General features: G+C 38.7%; 19 protein-coding genes. 5 read left to right on the plus strand and 14 right to left on the minus strand.

Going from position 1 to position 22502, the window contains the following annotated elements; genetic code table 11:
• Positions 1 to 65 precede the first annotated feature (65 nt).
• From PQ460_RS20675 to guaA, 4 genes are all read right to left on the minus strand, one after another.
• Positions 66 to 1811 (minus strand): DUF2075 domain-containing protein, encoded by a 1746-nt coding sequence (locus tag PQ460_RS20675; RefSeq protein ID WP_274171019.1) that lies wholly within the window; start codon positions 1809 to 1811, stop codon positions 66 to 68.
• Positions 1812 to 1814: 3 nt separating this feature from the next.
• Positions 1815 to 2153 carry a nucleotide pyrophosphohydrolase gene (locus PQ460_RS20680; protein WP_274171020.1) on the minus strand — a complete coding sequence of 113 codons (339 nt, stop codon included), beginning with the start codon at positions 2151 to 2153 and terminating at the stop codon, positions 1815 to 1817.
• Between the two features lie 257 nt (positions 2154 to 2410).
• On the minus strand, positions 2411 to 3676 hold the full coding sequence (locus PQ460_RS20685; RefSeq protein WP_274171021.1) for a hypothetical protein: 1266 nt from the start codon (positions 3674 to 3676) through the stop codon (positions 2411 to 2413).
• A 305-nt stretch (positions 3677 to 3981) separates the two neighbouring features.
• Positions 3982 to 5520, minus strand: a complete 1539-nt coding sequence (guaA, locus tag PQ460_RS20690) for a glutamine-hydrolyzing GMP synthase (protein WP_274171022.1) — start codon at positions 5518 to 5520, stop codon at positions 3982 to 3984.
• 269 nt (positions 5521 to 5789) lie between these two features.
• Between guaA and PQ460_RS20695 the strand changes: the two genes are divergently transcribed.
• The gene (locus PQ460_RS20695) at positions 5790 to 6443 is read left to right on the plus strand and encodes a DedA family protein (RefSeq protein WP_274171023.1); all 654 of its coding nucleotides are present in this window, start codon (positions 5790 to 5792) and stop codon (positions 6441 to 6443) included.
• 66 nt (positions 6444 to 6509) lie between these two features.
• On the opposite strand, the gene PQ460_RS20700 is transcribed toward PQ460_RS20695, so the two are convergent.
• A complete protein-coding gene (locus PQ460_RS20700; RefSeq protein WP_274171024.1) occupies positions 6510 to 7637 on the minus strand; it encodes a YrpD family protein in 1128 nt (375 codons plus the stop codon).
• 199 nt (positions 7638 to 7836) lie between these two features.
• On the opposite strand from PQ460_RS20700, the gene PQ460_RS20705 reads away from it, so the two are divergent.
• Positions 7837 to 9258: a stalk domain-containing protein gene (locus PQ460_RS20705; RefSeq protein ID WP_274171025.1), complete on the plus strand. Its 1422-nt coding sequence runs from the start codon at positions 7837 to 7839 to the stop codon at positions 9256 to 9258.
• A 216-nt stretch (positions 9259 to 9474) separates the two neighbouring features.
• On the opposite strand, the gene PQ460_RS20710 is transcribed toward PQ460_RS20705, so the two are convergent.
• From PQ460_RS20710 to PQ460_RS20740, 7 genes are all read right to left on the minus strand, one after another.
• On the minus strand, positions 9475 to 10650 hold the full coding sequence (locus PQ460_RS20710; protein ID WP_273614808.1) for a M20 metallopeptidase family protein: 1176 nt from the start codon (positions 10648 to 10650) through the stop codon (positions 9475 to 9477).
• A 142-nt stretch (positions 10651 to 10792) separates the two neighbouring features.
• Complete coding sequence (locus PQ460_RS20715) at positions 10793 to 11428, minus strand: DUF421 domain-containing protein (protein ID WP_273614807.1); 636 nt, start codon at positions 11426 to 11428, stop codon at positions 10793 to 10795.
• Between the two features lie 22 nt (positions 11429 to 11450).
• Entirely contained in the window at positions 11451 to 11897 is a 447-nt protein-coding gene (locus PQ460_RS20720; RefSeq protein WP_273614806.1) for a DUF3290 domain-containing protein, read from the minus strand.
• A gap of 172 nt (positions 11898 to 12069) precedes the next feature.
• Positions 12070 to 12528 (minus strand): thioredoxin-dependent thiol peroxidase, encoded by a 459-nt coding sequence (gene bcp / locus PQ460_RS20725; protein ID WP_443147174.1) that lies wholly within the window; start codon positions 12526 to 12528, stop codon positions 12070 to 12072.
• Between the two features lie 101 nt (positions 12529 to 12629).
• Positions 12630 to 13418, minus strand: a complete 789-nt coding sequence (locus PQ460_RS20730; RefSeq protein ID WP_274171026.1) for an ABC transporter permease — start codon at positions 13416 to 13418, stop codon at positions 12630 to 12632.
• Between the two features lie 4 nt (positions 13419 to 13422).
• Positions 13423 to 14217 carry an ABC transporter permease gene (locus PQ460_RS20735; protein WP_204826626.1) on the minus strand — a complete coding sequence of 265 codons (795 nt, stop codon included), beginning with the start codon at positions 14215 to 14217 and terminating at the stop codon, positions 13423 to 13425.
• Positions 14210 to 15235 (minus strand): ABC transporter ATP-binding protein, encoded by a 1026-nt coding sequence (locus PQ460_RS20740; protein WP_274171027.1) that lies wholly within the window; start codon positions 15233 to 15235, stop codon positions 14210 to 14212. Before PQ460_RS20740 ends, PQ460_RS20735 begins: the two co-directional genes overlap by 8 nt.
• A gap of 223 nt (positions 15236 to 15458) precedes the next feature.
• On the opposite strand from PQ460_RS20740, the gene PQ460_RS20745 reads away from it, so the two are divergent.
• Complete coding sequence (locus tag PQ460_RS20745; RefSeq protein WP_274171028.1) at positions 15459 to 16583, plus strand: LCP family protein; 1125 nt, start codon at positions 15459 to 15461, stop codon at positions 16581 to 16583.
• A 160-nt stretch (positions 16584 to 16743) separates the two neighbouring features.
• Positions 16744 to 18063 (plus strand): glutamate-1-semialdehyde 2,1-aminomutase, encoded by a 1320-nt coding sequence (locus tag PQ460_RS20750; protein ID WP_274171029.1) that lies wholly within the window; start codon positions 16744 to 16746, stop codon positions 18061 to 18063.
• 158 nt (positions 18064 to 18221) lie between these two features.
• Here the strand turns inward: PQ460_RS20750 and PQ460_RS20755 are convergent, their stop codons facing one another.
• Positions 18222 to 19622, minus strand: coding sequence for an aminotransferase-like domain-containing protein (locus PQ460_RS20755; RefSeq protein ID WP_274171030.1), 1401 nt, complete (start codon positions 19620 to 19622; stop codon positions 18222 to 18224).
• Positions 19623 to 19850: 228 nt separating this feature from the next.
• On the opposite strand from PQ460_RS20755, the gene PQ460_RS20760 reads away from it, so the two are divergent.
• Positions 19851 to 20798 (plus strand): DMT family transporter, encoded by a 948-nt coding sequence (locus PQ460_RS20760; RefSeq protein ID WP_274171031.1) that lies wholly within the window; start codon positions 19851 to 19853, stop codon positions 20796 to 20798.
• 351 nt (positions 20799 to 21149) lie between these two features.
• Here the strand turns inward: PQ460_RS20760 and PQ460_RS20765 are convergent, their stop codons facing one another.
• Positions 21150 to 22457 (minus strand): VWA domain-containing protein, encoded by a 1308-nt coding sequence (locus PQ460_RS20765; RefSeq protein ID WP_274171032.1) that lies wholly within the window; start codon positions 22455 to 22457, stop codon positions 21150 to 21152.
• Positions 22458 to 22502 lie beyond the last annotated feature (45 nt).

A 22502-nucleotide genomic window follows, 5' to 3' on the forward strand; every position in this document is an offset into this window, starting at 1 on the left:
GTTATTTTCTGCTTGACGATGCCTACTTGAAACGCTAATAACTCTCCAATTAAAACAAAGCTACTTTATTTAATCTCTAATGTTTCTTTCATATACTTTTTGAACACTTCATTTTTCCAGAATCCTAGCCGAACCCCATCAATTCCTCTAGTCATCAGGATATAGTAAATATTCAATACAAATAACGTAAATTCTTGTTCATTTTCAGGATTCTCATCATTATTCGAGAACTTTCCATTTACATTATGAAAATTTGCTGGATTGCCATATAAATGACCTTTTGCATTAACTTGAAGATCATTACCAATTAAAACACCTACTTTGTTTAAATCGATTCCCTGAACCGCAAAGACAGAACCGATCTGTTCTTCGGCATCAATATCGTCTGAATAAATCCAATTTTCTTGAGTCGAATTCCATCTTCGTTTGATATTTCCTTCATGCCAATGAGTAATTGATAGATCTTTTCCATCAGCCTGCTTCCAAGGTTCCACTAATCCACCTAGTACTCGATTTATATGTGCAGGATTGAAATTTCTATCTTCATCTACCCAATCAATCAAATTTTTCAAAGGTTGTACTTCAAAATATCCGAAATAAGCATCGCTATTACTATCATGAAATACATTTCTATCAAATTTCGGATTAAAATTCGTTTGTTGCAATAAACCCGTATCTTTATATAAAAGGTATTTTATACCATTCACAAAATCTTCTGATGTATAGTTCTTTCCCATTGGAGCTTGGATTCTGAATTGTGTTGTTAAGTATCTTTTTTCAAAGTCTTGAGTAGCTTCATTAAATTGCGTACGTGTCATATTCGCAGGACGAATAGCTTGCAATATATCATACATTAATACGATTTGACTGCCTAATTTCTTTAAAGCCTCCAAATGGTTCTCATCCTCAACAAATCTTCCTTTATATACTTTGTTAAAAGATGCCATTTGCTTAGAAAATTTTCTAGAAAGCTTATGAGATTCATCAACAATTACAACATCATAGTTTTTATTATTATTAATAAGTTGTGTTGAGGTAGCAAGTTTCAGATTACTATTATTCATTCCATACACTCTAAAGATATCCTTTGCCGTTTTAATCCAATTAGGTTGCAAAACGACTGCTATTTGCTGATTTGGCTTTTCCTTCAATAACTTAGCTACCAAATGAGTAAGCAATACAGTTTTGCCAGTCCCGGCATCACCGTTAATCACAAAACTTTTATCAGGATTCGATAAAATTTCATCCAGAAACTTCATTTGCTCGATTGTAATTTTTTTAATTGGACTATATTTGACCAATGCTCTATTCCGCAACTCCTCTAAAGTTGGCGTATTTACCCATTTATTAGGATATAGCTCTACTTCCCAAAAAGGTAAAACGACTTCTAAAGCAACTTTTTCTTGTTCTCTATATTCATTTACTCTGTTGCCACCATTCAGATTTATAATTTCATCATTATCGTATTGAACTAGTTGCTTCATAGAATTTGGATTGTCAGCAATAAAGTAAGTAATTAACTGTCTTTCGACATCGTCTAAAGCTGAACCATTGAAGTAAACTGAAATAAGAATAATTACTTGATCAAAGTCTGCATTACTAAATTTTTCTTCTTTACCATTGTAATGTTGCTTATTACGTACAATAAAATGTATTGTTTTTCCAATATAAATCTTTCTAGACTTTGTGCTTTTGTAGATATAAATTACATTTCCCTCTCTAAGTATATTTTGTTCAGGCACGCGAAGCTCATCTAAGCCTTCCAATTCTCCATCTTTCACTTTCAATGTTATATAATTGTACTTAGCCATTTCTTAATCTACCTCATCCAATTCATTATATTTCTTTTTTTGATTATAGCTTTTGGAAACTGGATATTTCTTAGCATTTTTAATTAGTTTCTTAGCAATAATTTCATCAATATCAAATCCTAGATTATCAGCCATCATGTAAGAGTAAATCAGTACATCTGCAAGTTCTTCTTTAAGTCGCTCTTGATTTTTCTTAGCTTCCTCTGGTGTTTTCCATTGAAATAATTCCAACAATTCATTTGCTTCTAAAGAGATCGAAATAGCCAAATCTTTTTCATTGTGAAATTGACGCCAATTGCGCTCATCTCTAAATCGATTAATCTCTTTCATTGATTCACTCATATTAATCTATACATCCCTTTCATAAAATGCTAGGTGATCTTTTCTAAATCTTATTTTATATTTTAATTCCTAGTCTTATTTACATCTCCAATTTTATTATAGATAGTGAACTTATAAAACATGAATACTTCATAACTCGTTGACTCTAGAAACTTTTTCTCTTTAATATACAACATATATTATATGAGCCAGAAACATTAAGTAGAGAACACTCATGTTTATTTACACAATATCATCTACAAAAATCAATCTCTTTATCAAAGTACTTTCCAATCATGGCTATACCATTTCGCACTTTTATTATTTCTACTAATAATTGTTCCATTTTCATCTTTTGCCAGCATAATAAAATTATAATCTTTCTCTTCTAATCTCCCTCTTTTTTCAATTTCTAAACTCACACAAATTGTTGTATTTGACAAACCAACATCATTAATCGAATTATATTTAAATGATTTAAGAAACCTTTCCTGAAAATGTTTTTTAATGCGTAAAGGTGGTTTTATTTCACTTTTACTAGTAGGAAGTATCTCAGTCATATTCCCATAATTTTTCTTGATCCAACAATTCAAAAATATATTTAATGCATATTCTGGAGAGCCCACTTCAAATTTTTCCGGGTTTAATGATATCGAATCTCTAGCAATCCAACTTTCTAATTCATTTCTAAAATCATCTATTCCTTTTCTTTGGTCTATTAATTCAGACAAGGTCGTTGATGGTTTCTCTTCCGGAGCATTTACTTCTCCCTTCTCAACTTTTTTGGCCCACTCTCCTACAGCAAAAAGTAGAGCCCATGTTTTAGCTGCTACAGTAATATTGTCGTAACCTAGATCAGTTCCATGAAGTATGCCGTTTCTATAAGGAAGTGTAATTTGTTCGGTTTTAGTTTTTCTTCTACCTGTGAATAATATGCCTTTTAGTTTACCTAGTCCCTGACTATGAGCAGCCATAGAGTCCCATGCTTTCAACTCGGTTTTTTCTGCTGAAATCCCTCTATGATCTGGGTGAAGATCGTTTACCAGTCCATCTATTAATGCTAACACAACTGGAATAGAAGCATGATACCTGCCTGCTACATAATCATCTAATGCTAATTCTATCAAACGCTTACGAGGCTTAAATGCTTTAATTCGATTCAATTCAGTTAGTATTTTCATTTGAATTGTTTCTTTATTGTAGTAATTGATCAAAATCTCTTCTGCTCCTGCTAAATCTCTTGCTTTTGCTTTCTTAATAGCATTTTCTGCTACAGTTATACTCATTGTATCGTAGATAATCCATCCGTGATCCACAAAAAGATTATTAAATCGATCTGGTAAACTTAGTAAGTTTTCAGCATTTTCCAAGTCAATTTTTTCTAATTCTGCCTTCATTTTTTCTAGATTAACATCTAAAAAATTTTCCAATAACGGTATGGCTTTTTTAATTTTTTTTACACTTTTCACCTTTTTATCAATTGATTTTATACTGGGAAGTTCTCTTAAAGCATCTGCTGATTTTGATTGCTTTTTCTTGGGCATTTTTCTCCTCTAATATTTCTTATACTAGTTTATTTTGTATTTAAATGATCATTGAATCTAATCAAATTATAAATAACGATCCGATTACAGAACTATTTTAAGCAATGTAATAAAGATAGTTATGATGCTAACATCTACTTACTTTCACATCAATAAATTATTCATTCATAAGCTGTTAAAATGTCCATGATTGTTTCCCCATAAAAAAACTCCCTTCTATTTGCAAAATAACGCAGATAAAAGAGAGTAATTTTTTCATTCTATTGTTGTCAGTGTATAAAAGTTTTCAATTGAAATTACCTATTCTATTCCCACTCAATCGTAGCTGGTGGTTTGGATGTAATATCATACACAATACGGTTTACATTATCGACTTCATTGACAATACGTACTGAAATCTTCTCTAACACATCCCACGGGATACGTGCCCAGTCAGCAGTCATACCATCGATTGATGTTACAGCGCGAATACCTACGGTATATGAGTACGTACGAGCATCGCCCATAACGCCTACGCTCTTCATGTTAGGAAGTGCGGTAAAGTACTGCCAAATTTCGCTTTCAAGACCTGCTTTTGCGATCTCTTCACGCAAGATATAATCGGAATCGCGAACGATTTGCAATTTATCTTCAGTCACTTCGCCCAAGACACGAATCGCTAGACCTGGGCCCGGGAAAGGTTGACGCCATACGATCGCGTGTGGCAATCCACATTGTTCGCCGACTTTACGTACTTCGTCTTTGAATAGTGCTTTGAGTGGCTCTACCAATTCAAAGTGCATATCTTCTGGCAATCCACCTACGTTATGGTGAGATTTGATCGTTTGTGCTGTTGCTGTACCACTTTCTACAATATCGGTATAAAGTGTACCTTGTGCTAGATATGCAAAGTCGCCTAATTTACGAGACTCTTCATCAAAGCAGTAGATAAATTCGTTACCGATGATTTTACGTTTTTGTTCAGGATCGTCAACGCCTGCTAATTTGGACAAGAAACGTTCTTGGGCATCGATTTTGACAACTTTCATATCGAACTTACCAACAAACGTCTCCATGACGCTTTCCGCTTCGCCTTTACGTAAAAGACCATGGTCGATAAACATACATGTTAATTGAGGACCGATCGCTTTGTGCAAAAGAATCGCCACTACCGAAGAATCGACACCGCCACTTAGTGCGCACAATACATTTTTGTCGCCGACTTGTGTACGAATCTCTTCGATTGTATCTTCGATAAACGTCTCCATGCTCCATTCGCCCGCACATTTACAAATTTCATATAAGAAATTACGGATCATTTCGTTACCGAACACAGAATGACGTACTTCTGGATGGAACTGTACAGCATACAATTGACGCTGTGCATTACTCATCGCAGCAATTGGAGCCGATTCTGTACTTGCATCCAATACGAATCCTTCTGGCAAGCCGACTACATGGTCACCATGACTCATCCATACAGTGTGACTGGATTCCATACCTTTATTCAATGCGCAATGAGCCATAAAGTCTACATCAGACTTCCCGTACTCACGCTTCGCAGAACGTTCTACTTTACCGGACAATTGTTGAGCCATTAACTGCATACCGTAGCAAATACCGAAGATTGGTACATTCAGATCATAGATCGCTGGATCGACATGCGGTGCATTTTCTGCATACACGCTAGAAGGTCCACCGGAAAAGATGATCCCTTTCGGTGACAATTCACGAATCTTTTCGACCGGGGTATTAAAAGGCATTAATTCACTGTACACGCCTAGATCACGGATACGTCTTGCGATCAACTGGTTGTACTGTCCCCCAAAATCGAGAACTACAATAATTTCACTTGGACTATTCATTCACGAACCTCCCACATTTCAATGAGTCTAATTATACCTATGTGCAAAAGCCACCGTCAAGGCTTCCAACCTTACTACAGCAATTAAAAGTGTACTTTCTTCCACTCTGTATCAAGATTACGTTTACATTTCAGAAATAACGAGATTTCTTTTAAAATAGACCTATTAATAGACTTTGTAGTTTCCGATAGATTATGATGTAATAGATTGTTTTATTTTAGGAAAAATAGTCAAATACAGAGAAATTATAGCACTACGGAGGAAAGCTCATGCAAGTTATACATTATATAGAATCTCTTTTTACACATCATAGTTATCTGGTGCTTTTTCTAGGACTATTGCTTGAATTTATTGCTCTTCCTTTCCCTGGTGAAACTACGATGGGATATGCTGGCTATTTGTCTTATATGGGTCGCCTGAATATAGCGCTATTATTTCTTTGTGCGTTTGCCGGTACAACGATCGGGATGACGATCACTTATTTTATCGGTCGAAAAGCAGGGCTTCCGTTCTTACGTAAATATGGAAAATGGTTGTTGTTGCCACAATCCAAGCTGGATAAAGCACAACTGTGGTTTGGTAAATATGGATATACACTTGTATTCTTTGGATATTTTATACCGGGCGTACGTCATTTCACCGGTTATTTCTCAGGTGTTATGAACTTTAAGTTCTGGCGCTTTGCTGCTTACTCGTATAGCGGTGCATTGATCTGGGTTAGTATCTTTCTAGCATTGGGTCGCATTTTCGGACCACAATGGACGATGGTCTTTCACTGGATTCATCACTATTCATTTGAAGCGATTGCGATTATTGTGGTGCTAATCTTGTTCTTTATTCTTGTGAAGTTCCGCAGACGATTAGGAATTGCACTGGTGAATCGATTTGGAAAGAAAAAGCCTGATGATTCCGCAGGTGAATAAACTAAAAGTATAAAAAAGCAGCGAAGAACCGGGCAATAGATGCCACGATCTTCGCTGCTTTTTTAATTATTTTATTTTAAATGTGACACTATTAGAAGATATACTCATACTGCTATTTGTACTTTTAGCATCTTGGACAGGTGTTTTAGGTACACCATCTACAGTAATGTTAGTTACTGATGAGTTTACCTGACCTGAAGCTTTTGTATTATTTACATCAGCTATAGTAGCTAGGACCTTATAAGAATCAATATTAGCAACTCCTGTTCCATTTTTTTCCATTATAACTGCCAATTTTGTTGGTGAAGCATTTGAACATGTAGAATTAGCACATTTAGCTAACCCTTGCAATTTAAGTCTTGTAGTCCTTACATTATCATGAATATAATTTTTCCAAAAACTCACTTGTACTTCCTCACCAGGGATATACCCATTTTGAAATTGAACTGCATCATAACCGTTAAGCATAGTGTCTGTAGACCAAGGATCACTAGAACTCAATTTCAAATAAGGTTTCCATACCTGATGACCATTTGATTGTGCATTGAGTGCACTATATTGCAACCCTGCATCCGCCTCTTTACTCCCGGTAAATCCTACATACGTATACGAGGTACCTTTATTTAGATTTAATTGCTTTGTATCGCCATCTGTGTGTATTCTTGCTTCCAATAGATTACCAGAAGGTATAGTTGCTCTAGCACCCATTCCTCCTGAGATTGAAGCGAGAGAGGCTAAATTTTGGATATACATACTATTATTAGAACTTGATTTAACAGAAGTATCCATAGACGAATGAGTATTTAGGTCAACAATTTTGGCAATAGGATTAGAGTTAAAAGAATCTTCATAAAAATATAAATCTTTATTAGCTTCATCAATATAAAAATAATCGTAAATCTCTTTATTTGCTACTAACATTTGAGAAAACTCCGATGGCTGAGAAGTTTTTCTATTTTCTTTGATAACACTTTGTGCTTGAGAGATAAATTTATTTACATTTTGAGTAGAAACATTAGCTGCATTAGTTACTTTCACAAAACTTGGTAATAAGTTATTATCCTGTGTATATGTATTTGCTGTTACTGTACTATTTGTCCCACTTACATCAGCTGCAGAAATTTTTAAAGAACTTGTTTCTAAAAACAACATACCAATAATGATTACAGTTATAAATTTTCTCAATTCTTCCACCTCAACTATTAAGTTTCCAAAAATTTAACTTCACTTCTATCCTCCTTATATGTATTTTTTTTCCTAACATTATTCTTATATCATTTTATTGTAAACATGTAAATCTTTTATTTTAAAAAATCTACATTTGTATATTTTTTCTTCATGAAATATACTGTTTATGTAATAAAAACCATATGCACTCAGGAGGCACAATATCATGAAAGTAAGTAAATATGTTATTCCACTAGTTGTTTGTCTATGTTTAGGTCTGTATATACCTTTTCATATTACATCAGCCAAAAACAACACCACGCATGCTTTAGAATCTATCAGCTACATACAAACTTCGTTAGGTACTTCCTATGCAATTGACAAAGACGGTACAATCTGGACATGGGGTATAGGACAAAATGCAGGAACTGGCGATAATTTTAATCACATTTCTCCTCTTCCTTTTACGACACCGAATGCACCTTTCAAAACGATTGCTCCCGGTGCAGGCATATATACAAGTGCAGTGACCCAAGAAGGGCTGGTGTATAGCTGGGGAGTCAATGATCCTAGCAGACAAAAAACATCTAGCCCGATACAAGTGCAAGGTCTGAAAGATATCGTTGCTTCAGCTACCGGATCAGAACACTTTCTCGCTTTAGACAAAAATGGACAGGTTTGGGGCTGGGGGTCGAATGCAGCTGGGCAGCTGGGCAACACCAAAGTAACCCAAACTTACACTACACCTATACCCTTACCTGGACTTAATGGAGTAAAGACGATTAGCACCTATGATAACTATTCCGTTGCTCTAAAAAAAGATGGTACATTGTGGGGATGGGGATCTATTAACGAATCCGATACCTCTCCTACTTTACTGACTAGTGGGCAAAACATAGTATCCGTTACTATGAGCTATAGAGAAGTTATCGCTGTCAACAAAGAGGGACAAGTACTGGACTGGGATTTATCTTCCGGCATGCATGCTCCCAGAACCTATACATTGAAACTACCGGTCACTTCGACAGATAATGGTGCAGCAGGTGGGATCTATGCGATCACAACTAATGGTTCGGTCTGGAAAATAGATCCTCGTAATCAAGCAAATATCACACAGGTTAACGGATTAACACAAATCATACAGATTGCTTCGGGCAATAGCTTTACGCTGGCTCTTGATCAGAAAGGTACAGTCCACAGCTGGGGTTCAAATGCCGGAGGACAATTAGGTATAGGTAATCCATTTGATCCAGCCGGTACTTCCACACCGGTTATTGTACAAAAGCCTATCACTGTACAATTGAATAAAACTGATATTCGGATACCCAATCTGCCGTTTTTAAAACAAAATGCTGTCTATGTGCCTGTACGCGGGCTATTCGAGAAAATGAATGCTAAGGTTGTTTGGAATAAAAAAAATAGAAACGATGTATCTATCACAAGCGGCACCACTAGCATTCACCTAACCAAAGGGAAAAATACTGCTATTGTGAATGGTAAAAGTGTTCCTTTGTCTTCTCCACCGCAGTATGCTAATGAAAGTATTTTTATTCCGCTACGCTTTATTTCAGAGACCATTGGCGCTCATGTCAATTGGGATAGCACAAATTATACGGTTAGCATTGATACCAGTTCTAACCATCAGTAATATACGCTAAATCAGAAAACAGTCAATGAAAAAGCCTGTCGATAAGTTACTTTAATCGACAGGCTCTTTTTATAATAATTTATTGTTTAGTTGCATGATCTATATCTATCTTAGCCTACCATCATACTTCGTTATCGTTACAGTCATCATTTACATTTGTTTATAAAACATATTACATACCTATAGATAAACTCTTTGTTTGTAGACTTCATCTATTTATAACAATTTCTCTGCCGCAATGCCCAAAAAGACTTTACCTGCATTCACAAGCGCACGTTCATCGATATCGAATCGTGGATGGTGATGTGGGAATGCAGTATCTTCGGTTTCATTTTTCGATCCGACAAAGAAGAAATTACCCGGACGCTCTTGCAAATAATACGCAAAATCTTCCGCTCCCATCGCTGGTGGTAACATCAGAAATGCTTCTTCACCCATCGTATCCACGACAACTTGTTGAACATGCTCTGTCTGCTCCGGTGTATTCACAACGGTTGGATAACCATGAATATAATTAATTGTATATGTCGCATGACTGGCTAATGTAATGCCATGTACCAGATCTCGAATATCTTGCTCAATTTTGGTGCGAATCTCTGGATCAAATGCACGCACTGTTCCTTCGATCTTCGCTTTATCGGCAATCACGTTAAAGGCTTGTCCTGCTTGGAACACACCGATAGTCACTACCGCCGACTGCATCGGGCTGATATGACGGGATACGATGGTCTGCAAAGCTCCTACTAACTGGCTACCGATCACGATAGAATCGACTGACAAATCAGGCTGTGCACCATGTCCGCCTTTCCCTTGAATCGTAATTGAAAAGGAATCTGCCGATGCCATTGCAGGCCCTGAAGCTGTGCCGATTTTGCCTAATGGAAGAGCACTGGCCAGATGGGCACCGTATACTTCATCGACTCCGTCCAAAGCTCCATCTTCGACCATCGCTTTGGCTCCACCTGGAAGAAGTTCTTCAGCATGCTGGAAAATAAACCGAACCTTTCCTTTCAAATGTGCTTGCTGATCGCTAAGTACACTGGCTACACCCAGTAATGCCGCTGTATGCCCATCATGTCCGCAAGCATGCATCACGCCATCATTTTGCGAACGATAGTCTACTGTATTTTCTTCATGAATGGGCAGTGCATCAAAGTCTGCTCGAAATGCTATCGTTGGGCCTGATTGTGCCCCTTGTAGATCAGCGATCAATCCGCCTTCGCCTACACCTGTACGCACTTCATACCCGAATCCTTTTAACGTATCTGCAATATATTGAGAAGTTTTCACTTCTTGAAAAGATAATTCAGGGAACTTGTGCATATGTCTACGCCAAGATACCATTTGATCAAATTGTGCTTCGATTGCTTGTATCCATTGTTGTTTTGTCATAAGTGTGTGCCTCCTTGAATAGTGTGAATCAACCTCTAAATATTCCATTATTTAGAAAAACCCAATGACTCCAAACTAACATAGCTCACTCTTTATGTCAAATTTATCATATAGAAATAGAATATTTAAACAGTAAATCGCTTTACTTTTTGTACGCATGCAGGCGCAATTCACCTGAGATATATTCACCTAGATAAATTTCAGATATATGATGATGGGTTTCTTGTTTGACCCGCTCTTCTAGCCATTTGATATCTTTATGAATTAGATCAAGTACATCTTGATTGACCTGTCCATCTACAATAATCGGATAGCGAATATTTTCATCACCATATTGGATAACGGTTAATTGTCCGTTTTGCTCTAAAATGGCTCGTTTTACATTTTTAATCTCGTATATCCCTATCGCTCGTAACTTGAACATCAATTCATTTGCCGATATGCCGCAACGTAGACATTCGCCAACATTAACTTCCCCGTTGACAACTAAGTTGATCGGCTTGCCATCGACAATACGCTTAATGTATGGATTGTGTTGTTTGAGGAATTTGATCATAAAGACCAGTAACGTCCAGATCATCAGCACGAGGAAAAATTGTAAAGGCTTGACTGCTTCATTATAGATCACACCGCCTATAATGCCCCCGAGTACATAGTTCTGCACTTGATCAATCGCCGATGTGGGTGCTAGATTGCCTTTGCCCATTAGATTAATCTGTAACACCAGACAAAGAATACCGAGCGCTAATTTGATAATAACAGGATAATAAGCTTCCATAGATTGTTTCCTTTCTCTCTACTTATTGGTTGATGATGTGAACGTCTGGATTCACCAGATAGACCGTTTCTAATGTATAAGCACTCATATCATCATTAAAATGAGCGGTATAGTAAGCTGTTGGTGTTTTGATAATAACTTCGTCTACAAGCGTAGTTGAATTCACACTGATCGTTGTTTCATCCAACTTCTGGTCTTTGGCTAATTGATGGACAAATTGCACCATCTGCGAGTATTTGGAGTAGGTGCTCTGATCTTGCGTATAATCCGAATACTGTACACCGATCATAAACACTATAATAAGTAGCAAAATAATACTTAGATCTCGATATTTGGTCTCAATACGCTTACGCATATATAAGGAAAATAACACCAGCAATAAGATCAATGCGACAAAAATAAAGATGTATTTGAGATAGACATTAAATGTCGATTGATTTTCCAAATAAGCAATAGTGTAAAAATTCATAAGTCGTTCTCCTCTCCTTTGGTATAGAGTGCTATCCACAAGATGACTACAGGTAAGCGCTATTTTTATCCATTAAAAAAGCAACGTCTTTGGAAGGACGTTGCTTTGGTAGAGCTATCATAGAGCCATATTGATTTGTAGCAACTTTACTTGCTTCCATAACAATGTCTTTTTACAGTGCAGCAAATACTTCTTCGGTATGCCCTTTAACTTTCACTTTGTTCCAAGCTTTGATCAAGATACCTTCTTCGTCGATCAGAAATGTAGACCGTACAATACCTTCGTATTCTTTGCCATACATTTTCTTCAATTGCCATACGCCAAATGCTTCTGCAACTGCATGATCAGGATCGGATAATAACGGGAAAGACAGTTCATACTTTTGTACAAATTTATCATGAGATTTGACCGGATCAGGACTGATTCCCAACACAACCGCACCTTTTTGCTCATACGCTGCTGAACTATCGCGGAAATCACAGGCTTCCTGGGTACAACCCGGTGTGCTGTCTTTCGGGTAAAAGTATAACACGACCTTTTTGCCACGATAATCACTTAACGAGATTTCCTGACCTCCAGATGCTTCTAATGTAAATTCAGGTACCGGTTGCCCTATTTGTAATTCACTCACGGTAATTCCTCCTTCAGCTATCTTATTCTTTTTAGCTTCGATGTAAAATATAAAGAACTCACTTTCAAAATACAATCATATTCCTTCTTAATATACTCAACTTATGATCCTGCTCCGCGATAACGCTTGATTCCACCATTCCAGAATAACAATCCTAGTGCGAAAAAGACAATCCCCATCACAGGTGTAATCCACGCCATACGAATCATTTCGGGTCGATCTAAAAACAGTGCCGCAGGATAGATACCTACAAATGCGAACGGCAATATCCATGTTAGCAAAATTTGAATAATACGGTTGTAGATCGTAATCGGATAACGTCCGTATGTCTGGATATTGTACATTAACGGAATAATCCCTGTCGGTGAATCCGAATAAAAAGAGATCGACGTTAGAATCGTATAGATTCCGGTATAGATCAACGTTGAACCGAGCACCATCACAATCAGTGCAGGAATATGCCACCATAATAGCTCGATTCCTAACTGACCTCCACTCCAGATCATAATAATCACACCAATCAACGAACCGATCAACGACGGCGGATCAAGATTTTCTAGAAAAATCTGAAATAGATTATGAGCAGGACGGGTCAAAATGCGATCCATTTCTCCTTTGACAATATAACGATCCCCAAAGTTCCATAGATTCACAAAGCAACTATACAATCCATACGGAATCATAAAGTATCCATATACAAATACCACTTCTGCTTCGGTAAATCCACCCAATGTATCTGTATGTGCAAATACGACAAAAATAAAGATTAAGTTGGTCGCTTGAAATAACAAATCTGAGATCACTTCTACCCAGAAGTCAGCACGATACGTTAGACGTGTCTTCGCATAATTCAGAAAGTATTCCCATACCAATCCAAGATAATATTTCATCTGCTTAGCCCCCTTGTACGAACAGCCGCACACGAGCAGCGCGCCATATAAAATAAATTGGAATTAATAATAGAACAAACCAGACCACCTGAATCCCTAACACTTCTAAAATGCCTGTTCCTTTGACACGACCTGTAAATACCGAGCCCGGCAAATACGTGATCGCTTGAAAAGGTAGAAAATTCATAATCGATACCAACCAACCCGGGAAAAAGCTAATTGGAATCAACAGCCCTGAAAATAGATCAACGACAATTCGCTTCATCCGCATCATACCTTCGTTATTTTCAACAAAAAAGGCAAGCATTCCGATAATAATATTAATCTGTGAATTGATCAAAAAGCTAAAAAATAACATGATCAGAAAACCGATCCAAGAGGTGATACTTGTCGGCAATTGAACCGGAAATAAAAGTAATGCAATCAACATCCCTGGAATCATAAATAATAAGAAACGGAACAATCCTTCACCGAATCCTTGCATCATTTTGACCATCAAATAGTTGTAAGGGCGGATAAACTGAATCGCTATCGTACCGTCTCGAATCTCGGTCGCTATCTCCCGATCCAGATTGTTAAAATAAAACGACCGTGCCATCCACGAAACAGCTACATACGTGGTCATCTGTGCGGCTGTAAAGCCTGCAATCTGCTCTTTGCCCCCGTAGATTGCTTGCCATGTAAAATAATACACACCGATATTAAGCGTATAGACCAGAATACCAGAGTAATAATTCACTCGATATGCCAGCATCGTCAAAAAACGAATACGAATAAAATCCCAATACAGACTAGACATGAATCTTAACCTCCGGATTTTCGGCTGAACCGGAACTATAAATCTGACGTACAATTTCATCGGTACTGGTCTCGGAAATCTGAATATCTAGAATTTCGACCTGACTGAGTACTGCGGTTAGCACATCGGATACGGCTGTATCTGCGGTTACTAATGCTGTAGCTACAAGTTCACCTTCTTGTGTCCACTGCACAGGTAGACTGGCTGTCCACGCTTGGAGCTGAGATGCAGTCACTGCTTTGCCAAACTGGAAGCGTACTTCTTTGCCTTTGCCCCAGCGAGTCTTCAGATCATCTAAGCCGCCATCATAGATGACGTTACCAGCATCCAGCATAATCACGCGTGAACAGAGTGCTTCAATATCTTGCAGATCATGTGTTGTCAGTAGAATCGTTGTCCCTTGTGTACGATTAAGATCTTTTAGAAATTCACGAATTTCGGATTTGACGACGATATCCAGACCGATCGTAGGTTCATCCAAAAAAATAATCGATGGATTGTGTAACAATGCTGCAACTAATTCACAACGCATCCGCTGACCCAAACTCAGCTTACGTACAGGACGGCTTAATAAGTCTTGTAATTGCAGACGTTCCACCAGCTCATCGAGGCGTTTTTTGTAATCTGCTTCAGATACCTGATATACTTTACGAAGCAATTGAAAAGATTCGATTACTCCTATATCCCACCACAACTGACTTCTTTGTCCGAACACAACACCGATTCCCTGCACGAACTTTTCCCGTTCTTGATAAGGCACATACCCGTTAACCTTAATCTGTCCGGATGTAGGGACAAGAATACCAGTGAGCATTTTGATGGTGGTCGATTTGCCAGCACCATTTTCCCCGATATACCCACAGATTTCTCCTTGTGGAATAGAAAAGGTAATATCGTTCACCGCAGCAACTTCATTATATTGCCTTGCGAATAAGTCTTTCAGTGCTCCGGTTAATCCTCCGCGGCTCTTCTGAATCTGAAAGGTTTTGCGTAAATCTTGTACTTCGATCGCCTGCATGAGTATCTCCTTTATGCTTGATTGATGTTCATGTTAGAAATGCGCTATAATTCGCGTTATTTATAACAATCTTGTCAATTCGCTGTAATTGATTGTTGCCTAAAAAAAAATTATAATGTACGGGTGTCATGAAGAGCAATCAAAAGTGATAAACAATTTTTCAAATTGGCATTAAGATTCTGAAAACATAGTATAGACCTCACCCTCGAAAGGAAGAAAGAACATGAATGTAAAGACAAAGCGAACGCTGCTTTGGACCGTAGCGATCATTGTAGTTGCGGTTATAGGCTATGCGATTTATTACTTCACAGCAGTATATAATCAAATTGATGCATTACAAAAAACAGGCGATGCGTCACCTTTTAAAAATGTGCAACCTACCAATGTCGCCGCTACTCAGCCTCCTGTATGGGAAGGAACCGAACCTGTCAATATTCTTTTAATGGGTGTCGATTCGCGTAGTGCAGACGATGGTGAAATTCCACGCTCAGACACCATGCTTGTCGCTTCACTTGATCCTGTCAAAAAAACCATTCATTTATTCTCGATCCTGCGTGATACGTATATTCCGATCTCTGGTTATGGCGAGAATCGGATCAATAGTGCGATTACACATGGACCGAATACAGCGATGAAAACAGTTAGTGACTTGCTTGGTATTCCGATTCAATATTATGTCTATACTGACTTCCAGGGCTTTATCAAACTGGTAGACGCTGTTGGCGGTATTGATTTTAATGTTGAAAAAGATATGCATTATACCAGTGCAGCAGATAAACACGAATACGATATCGATCTCAAAGCAGGTATGCAACATTTAGATGGCAAAACTGCTCTGCAATATGTACGTTTCCGTCATGATGCAATGTCTGACTTTTCCCGTACGGAAAGACAACGTGCCTTTTTAACTGCGGTTGGTGAGAAAATGAAATCCACCACTTCAATTATGAATCTGCCAACGATCTTACAACAGGTCAATCCTTATATCGATACGAACTTGAGCACTGATGATCTATGGAAACTCGCTTCAGTCGCTTACGATAGTAAAATGAATGGTAGTGACCAACTGCCTCCAGACGATCTACTAGCCGAGAAAAAAGTAGGCGGCGCTGATGTGATCGGTATCAAGAGTAGCGAAGAATTACAGAAGTATGTACAAGATGCTTTGAATAAATCAGCAGTGGAACCAACACCGGTATCTACAGGTACTAACAAAAGCGGTACAAGTTCAGACAGTTCTTCGGGCAGTTCCAATTCAAGCTCAAGTACAGAAAGTTCCAGTACAACCAATACAGGCGGTTCTTCTTCACGCTCCACATCGAACAGCTCAAGCTCTTCGGTGCAGTAAGCCTGTTAAGATAATCACTCAACATTCTGTAGCAACAATGGTAAAATAGAAAAAGCGCAGTTCAATCATCGTCACATCTGTAGTTATAGCGCCCATCTAAAGGGCGCTTTTTTCTTGTCTGAACGGTGGTTGCTGTCATTTTAACTAAGGAGCGATTGTATTGAATCCACGAACACGTTCTTCCCAATTATATGAACAAGCACTAGAACATATTGTAGGCGGTGTGAATAGCCCGTCTCGCTCATTTAAAGCTGTCGGTGGCGGCGCACCTGTATTTATGGCTAACGCCAAAGGCGCTCATTTTACAGATGTCGATGGCAATAAGTATATCGATTATCTAGCGGCATATGGCCCGATCATCACCGGACATGCCCATCCACATATCACTGAAGCGATTACAAGAGCCGCGCAAAATGGAATTCTGTACGGTACACCGACAGAACTTGAAATCCAATTAGCAATGATGCTTAAAGACAGTATTCCTTCTCTGGATAAAGTTCGCTTTGTAAACTCGGGTACTGAAGCAGTGATGTCGACGATTCGTGTCGCGCGTGCGTATACCAAGCGCAACAAAATTATCAAATTCGCTGGCTGTTATCATGGACATTCGGATCTGGTGCTTGTCGCAGCAGGTTCTGGCCCTTCAACACTGGGGATTCCAGATAGTGCAGGGATTCCAACCAGTATTGCGCAAGAAGTCATCACGGTACCATTCAACAATCTAGAAGCGCTACGTGAAGCCTTAGAACACTGGAGCGATCAGATTGCAGCCGTAATGGTAGAGCCGATTGTCGGTAATTTTGGTATGGTTATGCCTGCTCCGGGATTTTTGGAAGGGTTATGTAAGTTAGCTCATGATTATGGCGCTTTAGTCATTTACGATGAAGTCATTACAGCTTTCCGTTTCCATTATGGTTCTAGTCAGACATATGCAGGATTAGACAATCACGATCAGATCATGCCTGACTTAACAGCACTTGGTAAAATTATTGGTGGTGGACTTCCGATTGGTGCTTATGGTGGTCGCAAACATATTATGGAACAAGTCGCTCCACTAGGGCCTGCTTATCAAGCAGGTACGATGGCAGGAAATCCTGCGTCTGTCGCTTCAGGGATTGCTTGTCTAGAGGTGTTGCAAGGCGAAGGCGTCTATGAAGAAATGGAACGTCTAGCTATTCGCTTAACGGATGGATTACGTGAGTCTGCGGATCGTCATGGTGTAGCGATGACCATTAACCGTATTCGCGGCGCATTCTCTACGCATTTCTGCGATCATCCGGTAACTGATTACGATCAAGCGCAAGATACCGATGGTGAGAAATTCGCATCTTTCTTCCGTCATATGCTAGATCGTGGTGTATGCCTTGCTCCTTCCAAGTATGAAGCATGGTTCTTAACAACCGCTCATGTGGATGCTGATATTGATCAGACGTTGCAAGCGGCAGATGAAGCGTTGAAGTTGGTTGCAGCAGGGAAGTAATGTGCTAGCAGACTTTATAATGAAAAGCGTTAATATATAGCTTTGATGATCCCAAACGTAAATTAAGCGACTTGTGAGTATATCACAGGTCGCTTTTCTTTTGCCTGAATCATCATACCGTATGCCGTAGAACAATGATTTTTAGTAGATGAAGACTATTACTCATATAACTTAGGCGTAATCGATAACTTACGAATTTCTTTGGAGATAATGTTCAGTGTGTGGTCAATCTGCTCTTCAGGTACATTGGATACATTCATCCGCAATAGATTAATCGTGTACGGACTGTCTGGTAAAAAGTGCTGGCTACCATCGCCTACGATAATGTTCTGCTGTGCTAAACGAAGGATCAACACAGAAGTCGGGAAATTATCGGGTAATCGTAAAAAGGTATGCACTGCCTGATTACGAGGAGCATTTGCAAAAATAGGATCATCTGATAAAACATCTAATGTGCGATGCAACTGCTTGATTCGGCGATCATATCCTTCAAGCAGATAGCGACGATAACGGGTAAACATCCCGTTTTTGATATACATGTGTAATGCGGCTTGCGATAGCACAGAACTATCGATATCCAGTAAACGTTTATATTGAGCAAAGGTATCGATTAATGCTGCTGGCAACACTGCTACACCGATTCGTAGACCGGGAAAAAGAATCTTAGAATAGCTTTTGAGATAAATAATATGCTCTGACGTGTCATACGCATACAGCGGGTCATTCGAGACAGAGTGTTCTAGATCGGACAAATAATCATCTTCTACGATATACACATCATACTTTGCCGCTAATGCGACTAGTCGCTTTTTATCTGCTGTCGATAGCGATGTTCCCAACGGATTATGAAATCGTGGAATCACATAAAAGAACTTAATCTCTCCACTCTGGAAAAGGATCTCGATTCGCTCCCAATCCAGTCCATTCACTGTTCGCTCTACTCCTTCCACAGGTACATGAAGTGCTCCCAGTAATTCGATCAACAAATGGTAACTTGGTTGCTCGATCATAATTGTCTGCCGACCATTTGGAAAAGGCATCATCGTCAAAATCGACAATGCTCGCTGTATCCCTGATGTCACAAATAACTGAGACTCGCGCGCAAATACTTGTACTTCTTCTAACTGCTGTCTTACTTCACACAATAATGGAGGTAATCCTTGAGGCATCCCATATGAAAATAATTGATCTCGGTAGACATGAGTTGCTTGATTCAGACAACTTTGAAAATCGTCATAAGGAAACAATTCAGGTGCTGACGCTGCTGATGACAAATCAATCTGTTCACGCACTGGATAACGCTGTTGATTATATCCTTGTTGAGCTACATAGTATCCGCTTCGATCCATCGCATAAATCCAGCGTTCTTGCATCAATTGTTCATACGCTCCAATTACTGTAGAAGGGCTACACTGATTAGTTTGAGCCATAGATCGAATCGAAGGTAATTTCTGACCCGATACTAACGTACCTGCTTGAATCTGCTGTGCGATATGTACAACTAATTGTTGTTGTTTATTCATAGGTTTACTTTTTGATGTGTTTTTAAATTTATTCATGAGTTGGCTCCTCCCTTACCCTGTAGTGCCTTCGTCTACTATACGTACTCTGCTGAATACTTATGGTATAGACCATTATAGTCTCTTCTCCATTGGATCTTCTAAAAGTTGTATACAATCTGTATCGGTACAGTTTGATTTTATCGTGATTGTGAGCTGTTTGTCCGCCACGTATATTGAATAAGCAACCTATTCATATTGCAAATGATCACCTGGAGGTACATACAAATGACTACCCAATCTAATCGTATACCCGCTTACCTAGCTGCTCTAGCTTATGCACTGATTATCGGATTTTCGTTTTTATTTATGAAAATGACGATCAATACAGCACATCCACTGGATGTACTGGCTCATCGATTTTTGTTATCTACTATCGTGTTAGGAATTCCTATTCTACTAGGCTGGATCAAAGTCACCTGCACCTGGCGAGATATCTGGCGCATCTTACCACTAGCGATGTTATCACCTATTTTGTTTTTTGCTTTTCAAGCGTTTGGATTGTTGTATGCTTCTTCTTCTGAAGCTGGTATTATACAGGCGACTGCTCCTATTTTCACATTGATTCTGGCGACTTATTTTCTCAAAGAACAATCGTCATGGATACAAAAAGGATCACTGTTATTGTCTGTGATAGGAGTTGTGTTTATTTTTGTGATGAAAGGCGGTACCAACTTTTCGCTCAGTAATCTGGGTGGAATCTTGTTATTGATCGGGTCTGCGCTTTGTTTTGCAGGGTATGGCGTACTCGCTCGCCCGCTTACCAAGCAATATAATCCACTTCAATTAACATGGGTAACGATGATAACAGCTTGTGTGTTATTTAATATCGTAGCACTTGGTCGACATCTGATACTCGGGACAGTAATTGAATATGTTCAGCCATTTACAGAGCCACATTATGGATTCGCTTTGCTTTACTTAGGGATATTGTCTTCGCTGGGAACGACTTTGTTATCCAGTTATGCGCTCTCTCACCTGGAAGCGACCAAAATGAGTGTATTTAGCAACTTTGCAACTATTACGTCGATGATTGCAGGTAGTGTATTTTTGCATGAGCAGTTAATGTATTACCATATCATTGGCACAACATTGATTATTCTTGGGGTATTGGGAACCAACTGGGGCAAACGCTCAGGCGATCAATCAGGGCACATTATAGCATCAAAAAGTTAAAGTGAGGTAAAGTCCTCTTTTCAAAAGAGAAGATTCTCTAATCGTTGTTGTGGCAAGATGTCTATTCTAATGCGATAGAAAACTGATATGTGAAAACTAAAAAATAAATTTTACGCATTACTTCTATTTCATAGCAATGTATAGCCTTTCTTTATTCAAATAAATGATTCTTATCTATTTCAGTTCCTTCTTCTAATTCAAAAAAAGAGCCAAAAGCTAGTAAAAGTCATCTCTACATTATACAAGATGCTTTACTGCCTTCTGGCTCTTTTACTCTTTTACTCTTTTATTCTTTTATTCTTTTATTCTTCACTCTTCACTCTTCACTCTTCACTCTTCACTCTTGTGCAATTATGCTAGAATTCCTTTGCGTCTTGCTTCTACAATCCAGCTTGGGAATTCGTTCAATAGGCGATCATATAGCTCTTCATCGCTCACTTTAGAAATATCGTCTAATTCGAAAAAGCTGGCATTATCTATAAAACGTCCTTTAAGCTCATCCAACTGACGCAAAATACCATAATTCGCATTGCCCAGTCCAACAAATTGCCAGAACAGATTTTGATGAGAACTTTCGGTAATTAACTTGGTAATTTTGCTTTTACTACTGACTCCACCATCGCTAAAAAAGATAATATACGTCGGAATACGTACATTCGGTTCTTCGACTGTATATCTACGAATCACATCTTCCATCACAGGCGGTTCGTTATTTGTTCCGCCTTTGCTTCCTAACTTATAGGTGCGCGCGACATAATCTTTGTAATCTTCAGCACGTACACTTGGTGCACGTAGAAATTCTTTGGCAAAAAACCATACATCCAATTCACCATTATCATCAAATGCTGCTGCAATCGCCAATATACGTTCAAACGCTTCTTGCACGACCCCTTTTTTGTACAAAGAATACATCGAACCCGATGCATCGAACACTACCGCCACTCTGGCTTGAATCGGGGGGATTTGTTTCTTTTCAAGTGATAAGGTGACTTTGCGTTTGAGCAGATCGATTTTGCCTATCGATGTATTCGCTGGTGGGATGACAGGTTCAGGTGTGGATACAGGCTCAGCAACAACCGGCACAGGTGTTGGATCAGCCGGACTTGCTTGCGAAGGCGCTGTTTCTTCTTCAGGGCTATCGTCAATCTCTACACCAAATGATTCTGCTAAAGGCTTCAAACCACCAAAAAATCCACGTCCAATCGCTCGCACTTTGAACCCTTGCTGATAGCGATACACTTCTATAAAAATAAGCGCAGTCTCTGCTGTCGCTTCTGTAATCGTATATGTAATCTCTTGTTCACCAAGCGTAAGCACCGCTTTGCAACCCTGTACTTCTGCAAATGTGCCTGCCCCTTCTAACGTAGCTGTAAATACACATTTGGCAATAGGAGCCGCTTGCAATTTAGTCATATTTAACGCAAATTGTGTACTCCGCTCTGTTGCTTGTTCCAAATGCACTGATTGATGCGGATCGACATTTTGATTGTAAAAAATAAAATAATCATCTGAAGGTACTTTGCCTGCTTCATTCACCATAAAGCAACTGATATCCAGCGGCGACGGTGAAGCATCACATTGAATCATTACTTTTAACGAATCACCTTGCGCCAGATTGGTATTTTGTCCTTGATTCAGTACGATATGTTCACTAGCCATAAGAGCAACCCCTTTTTCAATCATTATTTTTATATTATTACCATA

This window comes from Paenibacillus sp. KACC 21273 (assembly GCF_028736095.1).
GTDB classification, from domain to species: domain Bacteria; phylum Bacillota; class Bacilli; order Paenibacillales; family Paenibacillaceae; genus Saccharibacillus; species Saccharibacillus kyungheensis.